The 16,431-nt window shown below is 69.7% G+C and carries 13 protein-coding genes; 7 read left to right on the forward strand and 6 right to left on the reverse strand.

Annotated features, from left to right (window positions below):
• Nucleotides 1–76: 76 nt before the first annotated feature.
• A complete protein-coding gene (locus ACF1A1_RS05550) occupies nucleotides 77–1,519 on the reverse strand; it encodes a CCA tRNA nucleotidyltransferase (protein ID WP_391645735.1) in 1,443 nt (480 codons plus the stop codon).
• 258 nt (nucleotides 1,520–1,777) lie between these two features.
• Between ACF1A1_RS05550 and ACF1A1_RS05555 the strand changes: the two genes are divergently transcribed.
• The 7 genes from ACF1A1_RS05555 to trxA all read left to right on the forward strand — a co-directional run bounded on the left by ACF1A1_RS05555 (nucleotide 1,778) and on the right by trxA (nucleotide 11,554).
• The gene (locus ACF1A1_RS05555) at nucleotides 1,778–4,177 is read left to right on the forward strand and encodes a DUF6049 family protein (RefSeq protein ID WP_391645737.1); all 2,400 of its coding nucleotides are present in this window, start codon (nucleotides 1,778–1,780) and stop codon (nucleotides 4,175–4,177) included.
• A gap of 44 nt (nucleotides 4,178–4,221) precedes the next feature.
• Nucleotides 4,222–6,519 carry a murein biosynthesis integral membrane protein MurJ gene (gene murJ, locus ACF1A1_RS05560; RefSeq protein WP_391645739.1) on the forward strand — a complete coding sequence of 766 codons (2,298 nt, stop codon included), beginning with the start codon at nucleotides 4,222–4,224 and terminating at the stop codon, nucleotides 6,517–6,519.
• Between the two features lie 138 nt (nucleotides 6,520–6,657).
• A complete protein-coding gene (locus ACF1A1_RS05565; RefSeq protein ID WP_391645741.1) occupies nucleotides 6,658–8,346 on the forward strand; it encodes a protein kinase family protein in 1,689 nt (562 codons plus the stop codon).
• 22 nt (nucleotides 8,347–8,368) lie between these two features.
• Nucleotides 8,369–9,094, forward strand: a complete 726-nt coding sequence (gene sigM / locus ACF1A1_RS05570) for an RNA polymerase sigma factor SigM (protein ID WP_391645743.1) — start codon at nucleotides 8,369–8,371, stop codon at nucleotides 9,092–9,094.
• Nucleotides 9,091–10,047: an anti-sigma factor family protein gene (locus tag ACF1A1_RS05575; RefSeq protein ID WP_391645745.1), complete on the forward strand. Its 957-nt coding sequence runs from the start codon at nucleotides 9,091–9,093 to the stop codon at nucleotides 10,045–10,047. The genes sigM and ACF1A1_RS05575 overlap by 4 nt, the downstream gene beginning before the upstream one ends.
• 168 nt (nucleotides 10,048–10,215) lie before the next feature.
• Nucleotides 10,216–11,184, forward strand: a complete 969-nt coding sequence (gene trxB, locus ACF1A1_RS05580) for a thioredoxin-disulfide reductase (protein WP_391645747.1) — start codon at nucleotides 10,216–10,218, stop codon at nucleotides 11,182–11,184.
• A 40-nt stretch (nucleotides 11,185–11,224) separates the two neighbouring features.
• The gene (trxA, locus tag ACF1A1_RS05585; protein WP_189931557.1) at nucleotides 11,225–11,554 is read left to right on the forward strand and encodes a thioredoxin; all 330 of its coding nucleotides are present in this window, start codon (nucleotides 11,225–11,227) and stop codon (nucleotides 11,552–11,554) included.
• Nucleotides 11,555–11,695: 141 nt separating this feature from the next.
• Here the strand turns inward: trxA and ACF1A1_RS05590 are convergent, their stop codons facing one another.
• The 5 genes from ACF1A1_RS05590 to ACF1A1_RS05610 all read right to left on the reverse strand — a co-directional run bounded on the left by ACF1A1_RS05590 (nucleotide 11,696) and on the right by ACF1A1_RS05610 (nucleotide 16,419).
• Nucleotides 11,696–12,313, reverse strand: a complete 618-nt coding sequence (locus ACF1A1_RS05590) for a GNAT family N-acetyltransferase (RefSeq protein WP_391645749.1) — start codon at nucleotides 12,311–12,313, stop codon at nucleotides 11,696–11,698.
• A gap of 323 nt (nucleotides 12,314–12,636) precedes the next feature.
• The gene (locus ACF1A1_RS05595; protein ID WP_391645751.1) at nucleotides 12,637–13,737 is read right to left on the reverse strand and encodes a ParB/RepB/Spo0J family partition protein; all 1,101 of its coding nucleotides are present in this window, start codon (nucleotides 13,735–13,737) and stop codon (nucleotides 12,637–12,639) included.
• Nucleotides 13,734–14,807, reverse strand: a complete 1,074-nt coding sequence (locus ACF1A1_RS05600; protein ID WP_391646385.1) for a ParA family protein — start codon at nucleotides 14,805–14,807, stop codon at nucleotides 13,734–13,736. Before ACF1A1_RS05600 ends, ACF1A1_RS05595 begins: the two co-directional genes overlap by 4 nt.
• A gap of 264 nt (nucleotides 14,808–15,071) precedes the next feature.
• Complete coding sequence (gene rsmG / locus ACF1A1_RS05605; RefSeq protein WP_391645753.1) at nucleotides 15,072–15,788, reverse strand: 16S rRNA (guanine(527)-N(7))-methyltransferase RsmG; 717 nt, start codon at nucleotides 15,786–15,788, stop codon at nucleotides 15,072–15,074.
• 118 nt (nucleotides 15,789–15,906) lie between these two features.
• The gene (locus tag ACF1A1_RS05610; protein WP_264932761.1) at nucleotides 15,907–16,419 is read right to left on the reverse strand and encodes a R3H domain-containing nucleic acid-binding protein; all 513 of its coding nucleotides are present in this window, start codon (nucleotides 16,417–16,419) and stop codon (nucleotides 15,907–15,909) included.
• Between the last annotated feature and the right edge of the window lie 12 nt (nucleotides 16,420–16,431).

Genomic DNA, 16,431 nt, shown 5'->3' on the forward strand with positions numbered 1-16,431 from the left:
TTCACGTGAAACATCGCCCCTCGCTGTATCTGCGCGAGGTCATGTTTCACGTGAAACATGACCTCGTTTCTCTGCCTCAGCTCTGTTCGGCCCACCACTCCTTGAGCGCCGCCACCGCCGCGTCGTGCTCCATCGGCCCGTTCTCCAGTCGCAGTTCCAGCAGATGCTTGTACGCCTTGCCGATGACGGGACCGGGGCCGACCCCCAGGATCTCCATGATCTGGTTGCCGTCGAGGTCGGGACGGATCGCGTCCAGCTCCTCCTGCTCCTGCAGCTGGGCGATGCGCTCCTCGAGCCCGTCGTACGCGCGCGACAGAGCGACCGCCTTGCGCTTGTTGCGCGTGGTGCAGTCCGAGCGGGTCAGCTTGTGGAGACGGTCGAGCAGCGGCCCCGCGTCCCGTACATAGCGACGGACGGCGGAGTCGGTCCACTCGCCGGTGCCGTACCCGTGGAAGCGCAGGTGCAGTTCGACCAGGCGTGAGACGTCCTTCACCAGTTCGTTGGAGTACTTCAAGGCCGTCATGCGCTTCTTGGTCATCTTCGCGCCGACCACCTCATGGTGGTGGAACGAGACCCGACCGTCCTTCTCGAAGCGGCGGGTGCGCGGCTTGCCGATGTCGTGGAGGAGCGCGGCCAGTCGGAGGGTGAGGTCGGGGCCGTTCTCCTCCAGTGCGATCGCCTGCTCCAGAACGATCAACGTGTGCTCGTAGACGTCCTTGTGGCGGTGGTGCTCGTCGCTCTCCAGCCGCAGGGCGGGAAGCTCCGGCAGAACGTGCGCGGCGAGGCCGGTGTCCACCAGCAGCGTCAGCCCCTTGCGCGGGTGTGCGGACAGGATCAGCTTGTTCAGCTCGTCCCGGATCCGCTCGGCGGAGACGATCTCCAGCCGGCCGGCCATCTCCGTCATCGCCGTGACGACCTCGGGGGCGACCTCGAAGTCGAGCTGGGCGGCGAAGCGCGCGGCGCGCATCATCCGCAGCGGGTCGTCGGAGAAGGACTCCTCGGGAGTGCCCGGGGTGCGCAGCGCACGGGCCGCGAGGTCGTCGAGGCCGCCGTGCGGGTCGATGAACACCTTCTCCGGGAGCGCCACGGCCATCGCGTTGACGGTGAAGTCACGGCGGACGAGGTCCTGCTCGATGGAGTCGCCGTACGACACCTCGGGCTTGCGGGAAGTCCGGTCGTAGGCTTCCGACCGGTAGGTGGTGACCTCGATCTGATAGCCGCTCTTCTGCGCGCCGACGGTGCCGAAGGCGATCCCGACCTCCCAGACGGCGTCCGCCCACGGCCGGACGATCTTCAGGACGTCCTCGGGACGGGCGTCCGTCGTGAAGTCGAGGTCGTTGCCGAGCCGGCCGAGCAGCGCGTCCCGGACCGAGCCGCCGACCAGGGCGAGTGAGAACCCGGCCTCCTTGAAACGGCGGGCGAGGTCGTCGGCGACAGGGGCGACCCGCAGCAGTTCACTCACCGCGCGGTGCTGCACCTGGCTCAGGGCACTGGGGTTGTCTTCGTTGGCGTTCGGCACAACAGAAGAGGGTACGTGGCCCGGCGCGCCACGGGCGCCTCGATTAAGGGGGTCGGACACCTCCCCCGACAGCCGCGCAAGATGAGCACTCCTGACGTACCCGGGCTCTCCTCTTTATACGGGCACATAGAGGGCGGCCCGGCCGTTTCCTCCGATCTTGTGGAGCACTCCGCGGCACTTACCCTCAGCGCACATCGTTACCATGCGTGGACGCACTTTCCGAGGACCACTGAACGACGACGAGGGACGGACGAACGCGTGGCCGAGGCGGCAGACATCCCGGGGATGACTCCCTCACCTGCCCGCCGGTGGCTGCGGCGCACCGGAGCACTGCTCGCGGGGGCGCCTCTGCTGGCCGGTCTGCTCCAGCTGCCCGCCTCCCCGGCGCAGGCCGACGGACAGGCGTCCGCCAGAGAGGCATCCGGCGCGGGCACGGTGGCCGTCTCCGTGGATTCACTCAGCCCCAGCGTCCCCACCGACGGGGACACGCTGACCGTGTCCGGCACAGTGACCAACAACGGCAAACAGGCAGTCACCGACGCACAGGTCGACCTGCGGGTCGGATCCGCGCTCACCACCCGGTCGGCGATCGACACCGTCGCCAAGAACGCCGACGACCTGTCGGGCGCCGCCGGGTCCGAGGTGGGCGGCAAGTACGTCGCCACGTTCGCCAAGCTCACGCCGGGCGTCGCCCAGCACTTCAGCATCTCCGTACCGGTCGACAAGCTCGATCTCGAGGACGACGGGGTCTACCCCCTGAGCGTCTCGCTCTCGGGCGAGACCGCCGCGAAGCCGTGGGAGCAGATGCTCGGCATCCAGCGGACGTTCCTGCCCTGGCATCCCGGCAAGGCGGACACCGCGACGAAGACGACCGTGCTGTGGCCGCTGATGTCCACCGTCCACATGACGGCGGAGACGGGCTCCAACGAGCAGCAGACGCCCGTCTTCCTCCATGACGACCTCGCCGAGGAGATCTCGCCCGGCGGCCGCCTGGACCAGCTCGTCACCCTGGGCAAGGCTCTCGACGTCACCTGGGTGATCGACCCGGACCTGCTGGCGTCCGTGGACGCCATGACTGGCCGTTACGACGTCCGCGGCGCCGGCACCACCACCACGGCCGGCACCCACCAGGCGATCGCCAAGCAGTGGCTGGGCGACCTGCAGAGCGCCGTGCAGGGCAAGGAGGTCGTCGCCCTGCCCTTCGCCGACCCCGACCTGGCCTCCCTCGCCCACAACGGCACCGGTGTCACCGGCTCGCTGAGCCAGCTCAAGGCGGCCACCGATGTCGCCGCCACCACGGTGGAGACGGTGCTCCACGTCACCCCGAGCACCGACTTCGCCTGGCCGGTGGAGGGTGCCGTCGACCCGTCGATCGTCAAGGTCGCCACCTCCGCCGGTGCCGACAAGGTGATCGCACGCGGCGACAGCCTGGAGGAGACGGGCAGCCTGTCGTACACGCCCTCCGCGGCCCGCCCCATCGGCGGCGGCACCACGGCGGTGGTCGCGGACACGCGGCTCTCCACGGCGTTCCAGGGTGATCTGACGAGGGCCTCGGCGTCCACGCTCGCCGTACAGGAGTTCCTGGCCCAGAGCCTGGAGCTGAACCTGCAGACGGGCAAGCAGCGCAGCATCGTCGTGGCCCCGCAGCGGATGCCGACGGCGAGCCAGGCCCAGGCGATGACGCAGGCGGTCACCGCCCTCCAAGGCGGGACCTGGTCGCAGTCGCAGCAGCTCACGGCGGCCGCGACGGCAAAGCCCGACCCCCGCGCCACCACGAAGGTGCCGGCGCGCTCGAAGTACCCCTCCGCGCTGCGCAAGCGGGAGCTGCCCCGGTCCGCCTTCGAGGAGATCGCGACCACGCAGGCCAAGCTCGACAACTTCAAGGTCATCCTCACCGACGAGTCCCGGGTCGTGACCCCCTTCGGCCGGGCGATCAACCGTGAGATGGCCACGTCGTGGCGGGGCCGGACCAGCGCGGCGAGCTCCTTCCGCCAGGGCGTCCAGGACCACCTCGACACCCTCGCCGACCAGGTCAAGCTGATCCAGAAGTCGGACACCAAGCTCTCCGGGCGCAGCGCCACGATCCCCGTCACCGTGCAGAACAACCTGGTACAGGGCGTCGAGCACCTGGTGCTGCGGCTCACCTCGACCAACTCGACCCGCCTCGAGATCGGCGGCAAGGCCTACGACCAGGAGCCCATCGCGGTCTCCGGCGGACACAGCACGACGGTGAAGTTCACCACGTCCGCCAACGTCAACGGCCAGACGTCGGTGGTCGCCCAGCTCTACACCCAGGACGGCCGCGAGTACGGCGCGCCGGTCACCTTCGACGTGAAGGTCACCGAGATCACGGCCACCGTGATGCTGGTCATCGGCGGCGGTGTGCTGCTGCTGGTGCTGGCCGGCTTCCGTATGTACACCCAGCGCAAGCGCGCCGCGGCCCGCGAGGCCGGGGAGGACGCCCCCGAAGAGGCGGGCGACGCCGCCGAGACCGCCGCGTCCTCGGAGGTCTCCGAGGAGGACTCCGAGGACCGTCGCACCGAAGAATCCGGTGCCCGGTCCGGGGCAGACGACCCGGTGCAGCCGAGTGACGGGACGCCGGACACCGCAGCGGAAAGCAGGGACCCGTCCGGGACGGGTGAGAGAGTGGACCGTTGAGGATGTCGTGGCCGGTGGGCCCGGGACGATGAGGTGGGGTAACCATGAACGCGCCGTACGACGGTGACCGCGGCCAGGCCGCGGGCAGCTCGGGCTACCCCGAGGGCCCGCCGCCCGAGCACGGCCAGGTGCCGCCGCAGCACCCCGCGGACATGTACCTCCAGGACGCCTACGACCAGGACCCCTACCGGGCCCAGGACCTCACCGCGCAGGATCCGGTCGCCGAGGCGCTCTACGACCGTGCCGCGCATCCCCCGCCGCCCCCGGGCAGCCAACAGCCGCAACAGCCGCTGTACGCCCAGCCGCAGCAGTCCCCGTACGCCCCGGACCCGCGGGTGTGGGCCCAGACCCCGGCGCCCGAGCCGGAGGGCCCGACCCAGTACCTGCCGTACGGCGACGATCCCCGCACGACCCAGTTCGTGGGCGTGGACGACCTGGTCACGCACTCCGGCGAGGAGCGGCACGAGCCCGACGCCTTCGCGCACCTCTTCCGGGACCAGCAGCAGGGCGGCACCCGGCCGCCGACGGACGCCCCGGCGGTGCCGGGCCCCGCTCCTGCCCCGGGCGGCCAGGGACCGGCGCCGCAGTACCAGGCGCCAGCGGCTCCCCGTCCGCCGGTGCCCGCGGAGCCGTCGCCGGGCGCCGACGCGACCATGAACCTGACCGCCACTCCCGCCGCCGCTCCCACCGCGGCCCCCGCCGCGAAGAAGGGCGGACGCGCCGCGGGCCTGCTGAAGTCCAGCGCCGTGATGGCGGCGGGCACGATGGTCTCGCGCCTCACCGGCTTCATCCGCTCCGCACTGATCGTCTCGGCGCTGGGCGTGGGCCTGCTCGGTGACACCTTCCAGGTCGCCTACCAGCTGCCGACGATGATCTACATCCTCACCGTCGGCGGCGGCCTCAACTCCGTCTTCGTGCCCCAGCTCGTCCGCGCCATGAAGGAGGACGAGGACGGCGGCGAGGCGTACGCCAACCGCCTGCTGACCCTGGTCGTCGTGGCACTCGGCCTGCTCACCGTCGCCTCGCTCGCCGCGGCACCCGTCCTGATCCGGCTGCTGTCGGCCCCGGTCGCCGACGACCCCGCCGCCAACGAGGTCGGCATCACCTTCGTCCGCTACTTCCTGCCCTCGATCTTCTTCATGGGCGTCCACGTCGTCATGGGGCAGATCCTCAACGCGCGCGGCAGGTTCGGCGCGATGATGTGGACACCGGTCCTGAACAACATCGTCATCATCGTGACGCTGGGCATGTTCATCTACGTCTACGGCACCGCCGCGGACTCCGGCATGAAGGTCACGACCATCCCGCCGGAGGGCCAGCGGCTCCTCGGTGTCGGCGTCCTGCTGGGTCTGGTCGTCCAGGCCCTGGCGATGATCCCGTACCTGCGGGAGACCGGCTTCCGGCTGCGGCTGCGCTTCGACTGGAAGGGCCACGGCCTCGGCAAGGCCGTCACGCTCGCGAAGTGGACCTTCCTTTTCGTCCTCGCCAACCAGGCCGGCGCGATCGTCGTCTCCCAGCTGTCCACCGCGGCGGGCAAGGACTCGCCCGTCGACGGCACCGGCTTCGCGGCCTACGCCAACGCCCAGCTGATCTGGGGCCTGCCGCAGGCCATCATCACCGTCTCGCTGATGGCCGCCCTGCTGCCCCGCCTCTCCCGCTCGGCGGCCGAGGGCGACGGCGGCGCGGTCCGGGACGACATCTCCCAGGGCCTGCGCACCACGGCCGTCGCGATCGTGCCCATCGCCTTCGGGTTCCTCGCGCTCGGCATCCCGATGTGCACCCTGATCTTCGGCTCCTCCGGCACCAGCGAGGCCACCAACATGGGCTTCATGCTGATGGCCTTCGGCCTCGGCCTGATCCCGTACTCCGTGCAGTACGTCGTCCTGCGCGCGTTCTACGCCTACGAGGACACGCGGACGCCCTTCTACAACACGGTCATCGTGGCCGCCGTCAACGCCGGCGCCTCGGCGGTCTGTTTCTTCGTGCTCGACGCGCGCTGGGCGGTGGTCGGTATGGCCGCCTCCTACGGGCTGGCCTACGCGATCGGCGTCGGCGTCGCCTGGAACCGGCTGCGCAGGCGGCTCGGCGGCGACCTCGACGGCTCCCGCGTCCTGCGGACCTACGCGCGGCTGAGCATCGCCTCCGTGCCGGCCGCGCTGCTCAGTGGCGCCGCCTGCTACGGCATCGGTCACAGCCTGGGACAGGGCGTCCTCGGTTCCTTCGCCGCGCTGCTGGCCGGCGGGGCGGTTCTGCTCGGCATCTTCTACGTCGCCGCCCGCCGCATGCGTATCGAGGAGCTCAACTCGCTCGTCGGCATGGTCCGCGGACGCCTGGGTCGCTGAGGCAGGGGGTAGGCGCACAACCATCGTCCGCCGCTGCGTGTCGTGCATAGCGGCGGACTGTGGGCACAATTGGTTTCGGCGTCGGACGGCGCGCACGAGGTCGGGCGGCGCGCAATGAATGGGGAGGCAGGAACGACGGTGGCGGAACGGAGTACGGCTGCCGTCGACGTGGCAGACAACAGCGGTGACGAGCCGCTGACCGCCGAGGCGGACCAGTCCACGGCCGACGGGGTGGCCAAGAACCGGGAGCGGGACACGGACAGCGACGAGGCACAGGGGAGTGGCGGGACGGAGCGTCCCGGGAAGGCCTCGGCGCCGGAACTGCACAGCGGTCACAAGCTCGCCAGACGCTACCGCCTCGAGGACTGTGTCACCCGTCTGGACGGTTTCAGCAGTTGGCGTGCGGTCGACGAGAAACTGCGCCGCGCCGTCGGCGTCCACGTCCTGCCCGCGGACCACACCCGGGCTCGTTCGGTGCTGGCCGCGGCCCGTTCCTCGGCGCTGCTCGGCGATCCGCGCTTCGTCCAGGTGCTGGACGCCGTCGAGGAGAACGACCTCGTCTACGTCGTCCACGAGTGGCTGCCCGACGCCACCGAGCTGACCACGCTCCTCGCCTCCGGGCCGCTGGAGCCGCACGACGCCTACCAGATGGTCAGCCAGATCGCCTCCGCCATGGCCGCCGCCCACCGTGAAGGCCTCGCGCACCTGCGCCTCAACCCGAACGCCGTGCTGCGCACCTCCACGGGCCAGTGGCGTATCCGCGGCCTCGCCGTGAACGCCGCCCTGCGCGGCATCGGCTCCGACACCCCTCAGCGCACCGACACCGAGGCGATCGGCGCCCTGCTCTACGCGGCGCTGACCCAGCGCTGGCCGTACGAGAGCGACGCCTACGGCCTGTCCGGGCTGCCGAAGGACATCGGGCTGATCGCCCCCGACCAGGTGCGTGCCGGCATCCACCGCGGCCTGTCGGAGCTGGCGATGCGCGCCCTCGCCAACGACGGGGCGACCGCCTCCCGGCACGAGGCCGCCTGCACCACTCCGGAGGAGCTGGTGAAGGCGATCGCCGAGATGCCGCGTATCCGCCCGCCGGAGCCGGCGTTCACCGCGCCGCCCGAGTACCAGCGCACCACGTACCAGCAGGGCACCTACGGCCGCCCCGCTGCGCACCCGGGCATCACCCAGCCGGTTCCGACCCCGCCGCCTCCGTTGCAGAGCCGTACCGGCAAGGCTTTGAAGTGGGCGGTCTCCGCCCTGCTCATCGCCGCTCTCGGCCTCGGCAGCTGGCAGCTCGCGGACGCCCTGATGGACCAGGGCAAGTCCGACGAGACGAACCAGACGCAGACGACGGAGGACAACGAGAAGAGCCCGTCGAAGCCCGCCAGCCAGCCCATCGCCATCAGCGGCGCCCGGGACTTCGATCCGCTCGGGGACGGCTCCGAGAAGCCTGCCGACGTGCAGAAGGCCTACGACGACAGCGCCTCCACCTACTGGGAGACGAACTTCTACCAGGGCGCCAACTTCGGGAACCTGAAATCGGGGCTCGGCCTCATCCTCGACCTCGGCAAGGTCCAGCAGGTCGGGAAGGTGACCGTCACCTTCGTGGGACAGACCTCGGTCCAGCTCCGTGCCGCCTCCGGCGAAGCGGGCTCCGAACCCACGTCCCTCGACGCGTACACGAAGGTCGCCGAAGGCTCCGGCACGACGGTGACGCTCCAGCCCACCGAGTCGGTCACGACCCGCTACCTGCTGGTCTGGCTGACCAAGCTGCCGCTGACCGAGGAGGGCACCTACCGTGGCCGGGTGGCGGACATCAAGGTAACCAGCTGAGGAACAGGGGGGAGGGGGTCCGATGGCAGAGGGCAGCGCATACGGCGACGTAAGCGATCAGGACCTCCTCGCCCGCCACCTGGAGGGCGACCCGGACGCCTTCGGGGAGCTCGTACGGCGCCACCGGGACCGGCTGTGGGCGGTGGCGCTGCGGACCCTGGGAGACCGCGAGGAGGCCGCTGACGCCGTACAGGACGCCCTGGCGTCCGCCTATCGGGCCGCCCACACCTTCCGCGGCCAGTCCGCCGTCACGACCTGGCTGCACCGCATCACGGTGAACGCCTGCCTCGACCGTGCCCGCAAGGTGGCCTCCCGCAAGACCTCACCGGTCGACGACACCGAGCGCCTGGAGCAGCTGCTGGAGCCGCACGAGTCGGCCTCGGCCCCCGCGGAGCGCAACGATCTGCACCGCCAGCTGCTGGAGGCGCTCGGCACGCTCCCGCCCGACCAGCGCGCCGCGCTCGTCCTCGTCGACATGCAGGGCTATCCGGTCGCCGAGGCCGCCCGCATGCTCGACGTGCCGACCGGGACGGTGAAGAGCCGCTGTGCCCGGGGCAGAGCCAAGCTGCTGCCGCTGCTCAGCCATCTCCGACCGGAGAACACCGGCGAGAAGAGAGAAAGCACGGTGGGACGGAACCGGGCGCAGGGGACATCCGTCCCACCCGCAGCGGGACCTCGTGACGAGGGTCCGGACGGCGCCGGGACGGGCGATTCAGCTGCTGTGAAGGGCGGAGGTGGGCGAGCGTGACATCGACGACGGACACGACCGGACACCCGGACGTCGCGGAGATCTCCGACCTCACCGAGGGCCTGCTGCCGCCCTCCCGCAGCGCCGACGTCCGGAGGCATCTCGACACGTGCGACCTCTGTGCGGACGTCCACGCGTCGCTGGAGGAGATCCGGGGTCTCCTGGGCACGCTGCCCGGACCGCCGCGGATGCCGGACGACGTCGCCCACCGCATCGACGCCGCGCTCGCCGCGGAGGCCCTGCTGAACGCGACGGCCACGGAGACCGCGGGCACCTCCGAGGACGACCTCCCGGTCTCCACGGAGGACCTTCCGGTCTCCACGGCGCAGTCCGACTCCGAGGACACCGCCGATACCGACGCCACAAGGCATGTTTCACGTGAAACATCGAGCGGAGCGTCCCGCCCCACAGGGCAGGCCCGCAGCTCCACCACCGGTCCGGGCCGCAAGGAACGCCAGCGGAGCGGGCACCGCAAGGTCGCTGCCCTCGGCGCCGTCTTCACTGTCGCCGCCCTGGGGCTCGGCTCGGTCCTGGTGTCGTCCCTGACGGATGACGGGGGATCCGGCACCTCTGCACAACGGCCGACGTCCACTGCCGCCGACACCTTCGCCGAGAGCACTCTGGAAGAGCAGGTCTCGGATCTCCTCGCCAAGGCCCAGAGCTCGCGGAGCCCGGACTCAGTGGGAGCCCAGGGCAATCCCGAGAGCAAGGGCCCCATGGTCTTCCAGCGGCCCACGGTCCCCCTGTGTGTCCAGAAGGGCATCGGCCCGAGCGACGCTGCCCTCGCCACCGAGTCGGGCACCTACCAGGGGAAGGACGCTCTTCTCGTCCTTCTGCCTGACGCTTCCGACAGCACCAAGGTCACCGCCTACCTCATGGACGCGACCTGTGTGGAGCACCCCTCGGCCGGCACCGCCGAAGTCCTTCTCAAGGACACCTACACCCGCCGTTGACAGACCAGGCTTCGTCTCCGCCCTGCGTGGTATCCCGTACGGTGTCGCCCCCTGCGTGTGCCCGGACACACCGGGAATGCGCGCCCCTTAGGATCCGTTGGGTGGGGTGAGAGTTCAGAGAAGCTCCCACCGGTCGAACGACGCAGACCAGAGACGAGGAATCCAGCCGTGAGCGACGTCCGTAACGTGATCATCATCGGCTCCGGGCCCGCCGGCTACACGGCGGCGCTGTACACCGCACGAGCGTCGCTGAAGCCGCTGGTGTTCGAAGGGGCCGTCACCGCGGGCGGCGCCCTGATGAACACCACCGAGGTGGAGAACTTCCCCGGCTTCCGGGACGGCATCATGGGCCCCGAGCTCATGGACAACATGCGCGCCCAAGCCGAGCGATTCGGCGCCGAGCTGGTGCCCGACGACATCGTCTCCGTCGATCTCTCCGGTGAGATCAAGACCGTCACGGACACCGCCGGTACGGTTCACCAGGCCAAGGCCGTCATCGTCACCACCGGCTCGCAGCACCGCAAGCTCGGCCTGCCCAATGAGGACGCCCTCTCCGGCCGTGGTGTCTCGTGGTGCGCCACCTGCGACGGCTTCTTCTTCAGGGACCAGGACATCGCCGTGATCGGCGGCGGTGACACCGCGATGGAGGAGGCCACCTTCCTCTCGCGCTTCGCCAGGTCCGTGACGGTCGTCCACCGCCGGGACACCCTGCGCGCGTCCAAGGCGATGCAGGAGCGTGCCTTCGCCGACCCGAAGATCAAGTTCATCTGGGACAGCGAGGTCGCCGAGATCCAGGGCGAGCAGAAGCTGTCGGGACTGAAGCTGCGCAACCTCAAGACCGGTGAGCTCTCCGACCTGCCGGTGACCGGCCTGTTCATCGCGATCGGCCACGACCCGCGCACCGAGCTCTTCAAGGGCCAGCTCGACCTGGACGAGGAGGGCTACCTGAAGGTCGCCGCGCCCTCCACCCGGACGAACGTGACCGGTGTCTTCGCCGCCGGTGACGTGGTCGACCACACCTACCGCCAGGCGATCACCGCGGCCGGTACCGGCTGCTCCGCCGCTCTCGACGCCGAGCGCTTCCTCGCCGCCCTCGCGGACGAGGAGCAGGCCGAGCCCGAGAAGACCGCAGTCTGACCCTCTCCCGCCCCACCGCACACCAGTTAAGGAGCCCGCCGTGGCCGACCTCAAGAACGTGACCGACGACTCCTTCGAGCAGGACGTCCTCAAGAGCGACAAGCCCGTCCTGGTGGACTTCTGGGCCGCCTGGTGCGGTCCGTGCCGCCAGATCGCTCCGTCCCTCGAGGCGATCGCCAACGAGTACGGCGACAAGATCGAGGTCGTCAAGCTCAACATCGACGAGAACCCGGGTACGGCCGCCAAGTACGGCGTCATGTCCATCCCGACCCTGAACGTCTACCAGAACGGCGAGGTCGCCAAGACCATCGTCGGTGCCAAGCCGAAGGCCGCGATCGTCCGCGACCTCGAGGACTTCATCGCCGAGTGACGTTCTGAGCGGTCGTCGCTGCGATGGCCGATGTTTCACGTGAAACACGAAGGGGCCGGCCCATAAGGGTCGGCCCCTTTCGCTTCTCCCCGTTCACTGTGCCAGGAGCCATAGCCGCCCTCGCCACTGTCCGGGTACCGCTCACAGCGGTCGCAGCGCCGGCTCCTTCTGTACCGCCCCTAGGAGCCGGTCGAGGGCCATCTCCACGTCTTCCTTCCAGGAGAGCGTGGTGCGCAGCTCCAGCCTCAGCCGTGGGTGGGCCGGGTGGGGTCGGACCGTCTTGAACCCCACTGCCAACAGATGGTCGGCCGGCAGCAGACAGGAAGGCTCCTTCCAGCGGGCGTCGCCGAATGCCTCGATCGCCTTGAACCCCCGGCGCAGGAGATCCTTGGCGACTGTCTGCACCATCACCCGGCCGAGCCCTTGGCCCTGGTACCCCGGCATGATGAACGCCGTCATCAACTGCACCGCGTCCGGAGACACCGGGCTCGTGGGGAACGCCGTCGAGCGAGGCACATACGCGGGCGGGGCGTAGAGCACGAACCCGACGGGGACGTCGTCGACGTAGACGACCCGGCCGCAGGAACCCCAGTCCAGCAGGACGGCGGAGATCCAGGCTTCCTTCTCGAGGGCGGCCGTGCCCGCCCTTACCGCGGCTTCGCCGCTGACGGGGTCCAGCTCCCAGAAGACGCACGAGCGGCAGCGCTGGGGAAGGTCCTGAAGGTTGTCCAACGTGAGCGGTACGAGCCGACGCCCCATGAAGGCTGTTCCTCGCTTCCTTCGCCCGCGGCACCGCGAGCGGCTGTCAGAGCACTCCGTTCCCTGAGCAGGCTGCCGACGAAGCCTCCCACCGCGCCCAGGCCCAGTCCCGCAGTCATCAGTCCGGTCCGGCTCATCGTTCGCATGGCCCCCGCCTCCCCCTCAGAGGTCGCTGCCCGGTGGATGCGCCATTACCCCAACGCATCGTATCCACGATGCGATTCCCTCAGTACTGCATGAAAGCAAAGAGCGAGCCGTGTCCGGTGAGCACCGGACACGGCTCGCTCTTTCGGTCGGCAGGTCGGGACGCCCGACTGGGCGCCTCAGTCTTCCGTGGCCTCGGACTCGCCTTCGACGACACCCTTCTGAAGGACGGGTCCCTCTCCGGGAGCGAGCGTGTCGAGGATGCGCTCGAGGTCGTCCATCGAGGCGAACTCGACGGTGATCTTGCCCTTCTTCTGCCCCAGGTCGACTTTCACCCGTGTCTCGAAGCGGTCGGAGAGACGGGTGGCGAGCTCGGACAGGGCCGGAGAGACCCGGCCGCCGGCACGAGGCCCCTTGGAGCGCTGAGGGGTCTGGGGCCGGGAGCCCATGAGGGTCACGATTTCCTCGACGGCCCGCACCGAGAGCCCTTCGGCCACGATCCGGTGGGCCAGCCGGTCCTGCTCCTCCGAGTCCTCGACGGAGAGCAGGGCCCGGGCATGGCCTGCGGAGAGAACCCCGGCCGCGACCCGGCGCTGGACCGCCGGCGAGAGCTTCAGCAGACGCAGCGTGTTGGAGACCTGGGGACGAGACCGGCCGATGCGGTCCGCCAGCTGGTCGTGGGTGCAGTTGAAGTCCTTCAGCAACTGGTCGTAGGCGGCCGCCTCTTCCAGCGGGTTCAGCTGAGCCCGGTGGAGGTTCTCCAGGAGGGCGTCCAGGAGGAGCTTCTCGTCCTCCGTGGCCCGCACGATCGCCGGGATCGCCTCCAGGCCCGCTTCACGGCAGGCCCGCCAGCGCCGCTCACCCATGATGAGCTCATAGCGCGCGGGACCCAGTTGCCGTACCACGACCGGCTGGAGGAGACCGACTTCCTTGATGGAGGTGATCAGCTCCTGCAGCGCGTCCTCGTCGAAGACCTCCCGCGGCTGGCGCGGGTTGGGAACGATGGCATCGAGGGGGATCTCAGCAAAGTGAGCGCCCAGGGGAGGCGCGGGCGTCTCTACGGCGCTGTTGGCCGACGGTTCCTCGGTTTCACGTGAAACAGGCGACAGCGTCGCCACCTTCGCCGCCGCCACTCCGCGGTCGGTCGTCAGCAGCGGAACCGCTGCGGGGGACGCTGATGCCCCACCACCCACTGCGGCCGAAGCCGGCGTCTTCTCCGTCGGGGCAGCAGGGATCAGTGCACCTAGACCACGCCCCAGCCCCCTCCGTCGCTCACTCACTGAATCCCCTCCACCATGCTCGGATTGTTCTGTGCGCCGATATGGGCGTTCGTAGCGTCGTAACTGACACCGATGCCCTTCAGCGCGATCTCTCGGGCCGCCTCAAGATAGGAGAGGGCACCACTCGATCCAGGATCGTAAGTCAGCACCGTCTGCCCGTAGCTCGGCGCCTCGGAGATACGGACCGAGCGGGGAATGCTCGTCCGCAGCACCTCGTCGCCGAAGTGGGTGCGCACCTCCTCCGCGACCTGCGACGCGAGACGCGTCCGGCCGTCGTACATGGTGAGCAGGATGGTCGACACATGCAGTGTGGGGTTGAGGTGCCCCCGCACCAGGTCGACGTTGCGAAGCAGCTGGCCCAGGCCCTCCAGCGCGTAGTACTCGCACTGGATCGGGATCAGAACCTCCTGGCCCGCCACCAACGCGTTGACCGTCAGCAGGCCGAGCGAGGGCGGACAGTCGATGAGGACGTAGTCCAGCGGCTGTTCGTACGCCTGGATCGCTCGCTGCAGTCGGCTCTCTCGCGCCACCAGGGACACCAGCTCGATCTCCGCACCGGCGAGATCGATCGTGGCAGGAGCACAGAACAGGCCCTCGACATCGGGAACCGGCTGGACGACTTCGGAGAGCGGACGACTCTCGACCAACACGTCGTAGATGGACGGGACCTCGGCGTGATGATCGATTCCGAGGGCGGTGGACGCGTTGCCCTGCGGATCGAGGTCGATCACCAGGACACGAGCACCGTGCAGAGCCAGGGAAGCGGCGAGGTTGACGGTCGTCGTCGTCTTGCCCACGCCGCCCTTCTGGTTGGCGACCACCATGACGCGGGTCTGCTCGGGCCGTGGCAGGCCCTCGCCGGCGCGGCCCAGTGCCTCCACCGCCAGTTGGGCAGCACGACCGATCGGAGTGTCGTCCATCGGGGGCGGTGTTTCACGTGAAACATCCTCCCCCATCGACTCGGTACGGGGACCGGGGACCGGATCGGTCATCGGTCCCGCGATGTTGGCGTCGGACCGCAACGATTCACTCTCCTCGACTTCAGGCTCGCAATGAACAGAGCCTCCCATGTCTTCGGGGTCATGAACCAGTGAGGCCTGGTGTTCTGTGGAGAAATCCACCTCTGTGGACAACTCCGGTCCCTTATCGAGTGAGCCGAGAGGCTTGCGGTCGCGGGGTTCGGCCGCGGCCCGACCCCGGCTGATGATGCCGTGCAGCAATGAGCGACGTTTCACGTGAAACACGATGCACAGCGCCCACGACCGAACTGCCGCGACACTCCGTCGTGCGTGGGTTTGGCAGCTTGTGTGGAGTACGGCTGTCTGCAGGCCGGATCAGCGACGGCGACGCGTGCGCCCCGTCCGGGCCGCCTTGGCCCGCTTGGCCGCGAACCGCACACCGCCGGGGCTCTCCCCGACCTCGACCCGCACGACCGTGGAGAGCGGATCGACGATGCCCTCACCGACGTGCAGGATCGAGGTGCTGACCGCGCCGAGCTTGCTCAGTGCGGTGGCCGCGCTCTTCAGCTCCTCTTCGGCGGTGTCGCCCTTCAGCGCGAGCATCTCGCCGTAGGGGCGCAGCAGTGGGATGCCCCAGGCGGCCAGGCGGTCCAGCGGCGCCACTGCCCGGGCGGTCACCACATGGACCGGCGGCAGCTTGCCCATGACCTCCTCGGCGCGGCCGCGGACGACGGTCACATGGTCGAGGCCGAGGAGCTCGACGACCTCGGTGAGGAAGGTGGTGCGCCGCAGGAGCGGCTCCAGCAGCGTGATCTTCAGGTCCTCGCGGACGAGTGCCAGGGGGATCCCGGGCAGGCCGGCGCCGGAGCCGACGTCGCACACCGTCACGTCCTCGGGTACCGCCTCGGAGAGCACCGCGCAGTTCAGCAGATGCCGCTCCCAGAGGCGGGGCACCTCCCGGGGGCCGATGAGCCCACGCTGCACGCCGGCCTCGGCCAGGAGCTCGGCGTACCGGACCGCATCCGCGAAGCGATCACCGAATACCTCGCGTGCCTGCTCGGGCGCAGGGGGGAGCTCCGCTGCCTCCGTCACGGGGACCGTCCTTCCGTACCGCATCGGCGCGCTCGGCGCCGACCACCAGAACTACCAGGCTGACAAAGACCGGCCCCGCCTGCGCAACAGACGGGGCCGGAGGAACGTACGTACCGAATCAGTTGGGGAGTACGACGACGAAGCGCTGCGGCTCTTCACCCTCGGACTCGCTGCGCAGGCCGGCCGCCTTGACCGCGTCGTGGACGACCTTGCGCTCGAAGGGTGTCATGGGCTTGAGCTTCACCGGCTCGCCGCTGTTCTTCGCGTCGGCCGCGGCCTTGGCGCCCAGCTCGGAGAGCTCGGTGCGCTTCTTGGCGCGGTAGCCCGCGATGTCCAGCATCAGCCGGCTGCGGTCACCGGTCTCCCGGTGCACGGCCAGGCGCGTCAGCTCCTGAAGCGCCTCCAGCACCTCGCCGTCCCGGCCGACCAGCTTCTGCAGGTCGCGGCTGCCCGTGTCGCTGATGATCGACACAGAGGCACGGTCGGCCTCGACGTCCATGTCGATGTCGCCGTCGAGATCGGCGATGTCCAGCAGACCCTCGAGGTAGTCCGCCGCGATCTCGCCCTCCTGCTCCAGGCGGGTCAGGGTGTCTGCACCCTCGGCGGCGGCGGAGGTGGTGCCTTCCGTCACGGGATGGGCTCC

The sequence above is a fragment of the Streptomyces sp. NPDC014995 genome (assembly GCF_043080745.1).
Taxonomy (GTDB): Bacteria; Actinomycetota; Actinomycetes; order Streptomycetales; family Streptomycetaceae; genus Streptomyces.

Coding starts and splice junctions, on each gene's coding strand:
- ACF1A1_RS05590 (WP_391645749.1), bottom strand. CDS start 12,313: ATGGGGCGTCGGCTCGTACCGCTCACGTTGGACAACCTTCAGGACCTT.
- ACF1A1_RS05600 (WP_391646385.1), bottom strand. CDS start 14,807: ATGGGAGGCTCTGTTCATTGCGAGCCTGAAGTCGAGGAGAGTGAATCG.
- murJ (WP_391645739.1), top strand. CDS start 4,222: ATGAACGCGCCGTACGACGGTGACCGCGGCCAGGCCGCGGGCAGCTCG.
- sigM (WP_391645743.1), top strand. CDS start 8,369: ATGGCAGAGGGCAGCGCATACGGCGACGTAAGCGATCAGGACCTCCTC.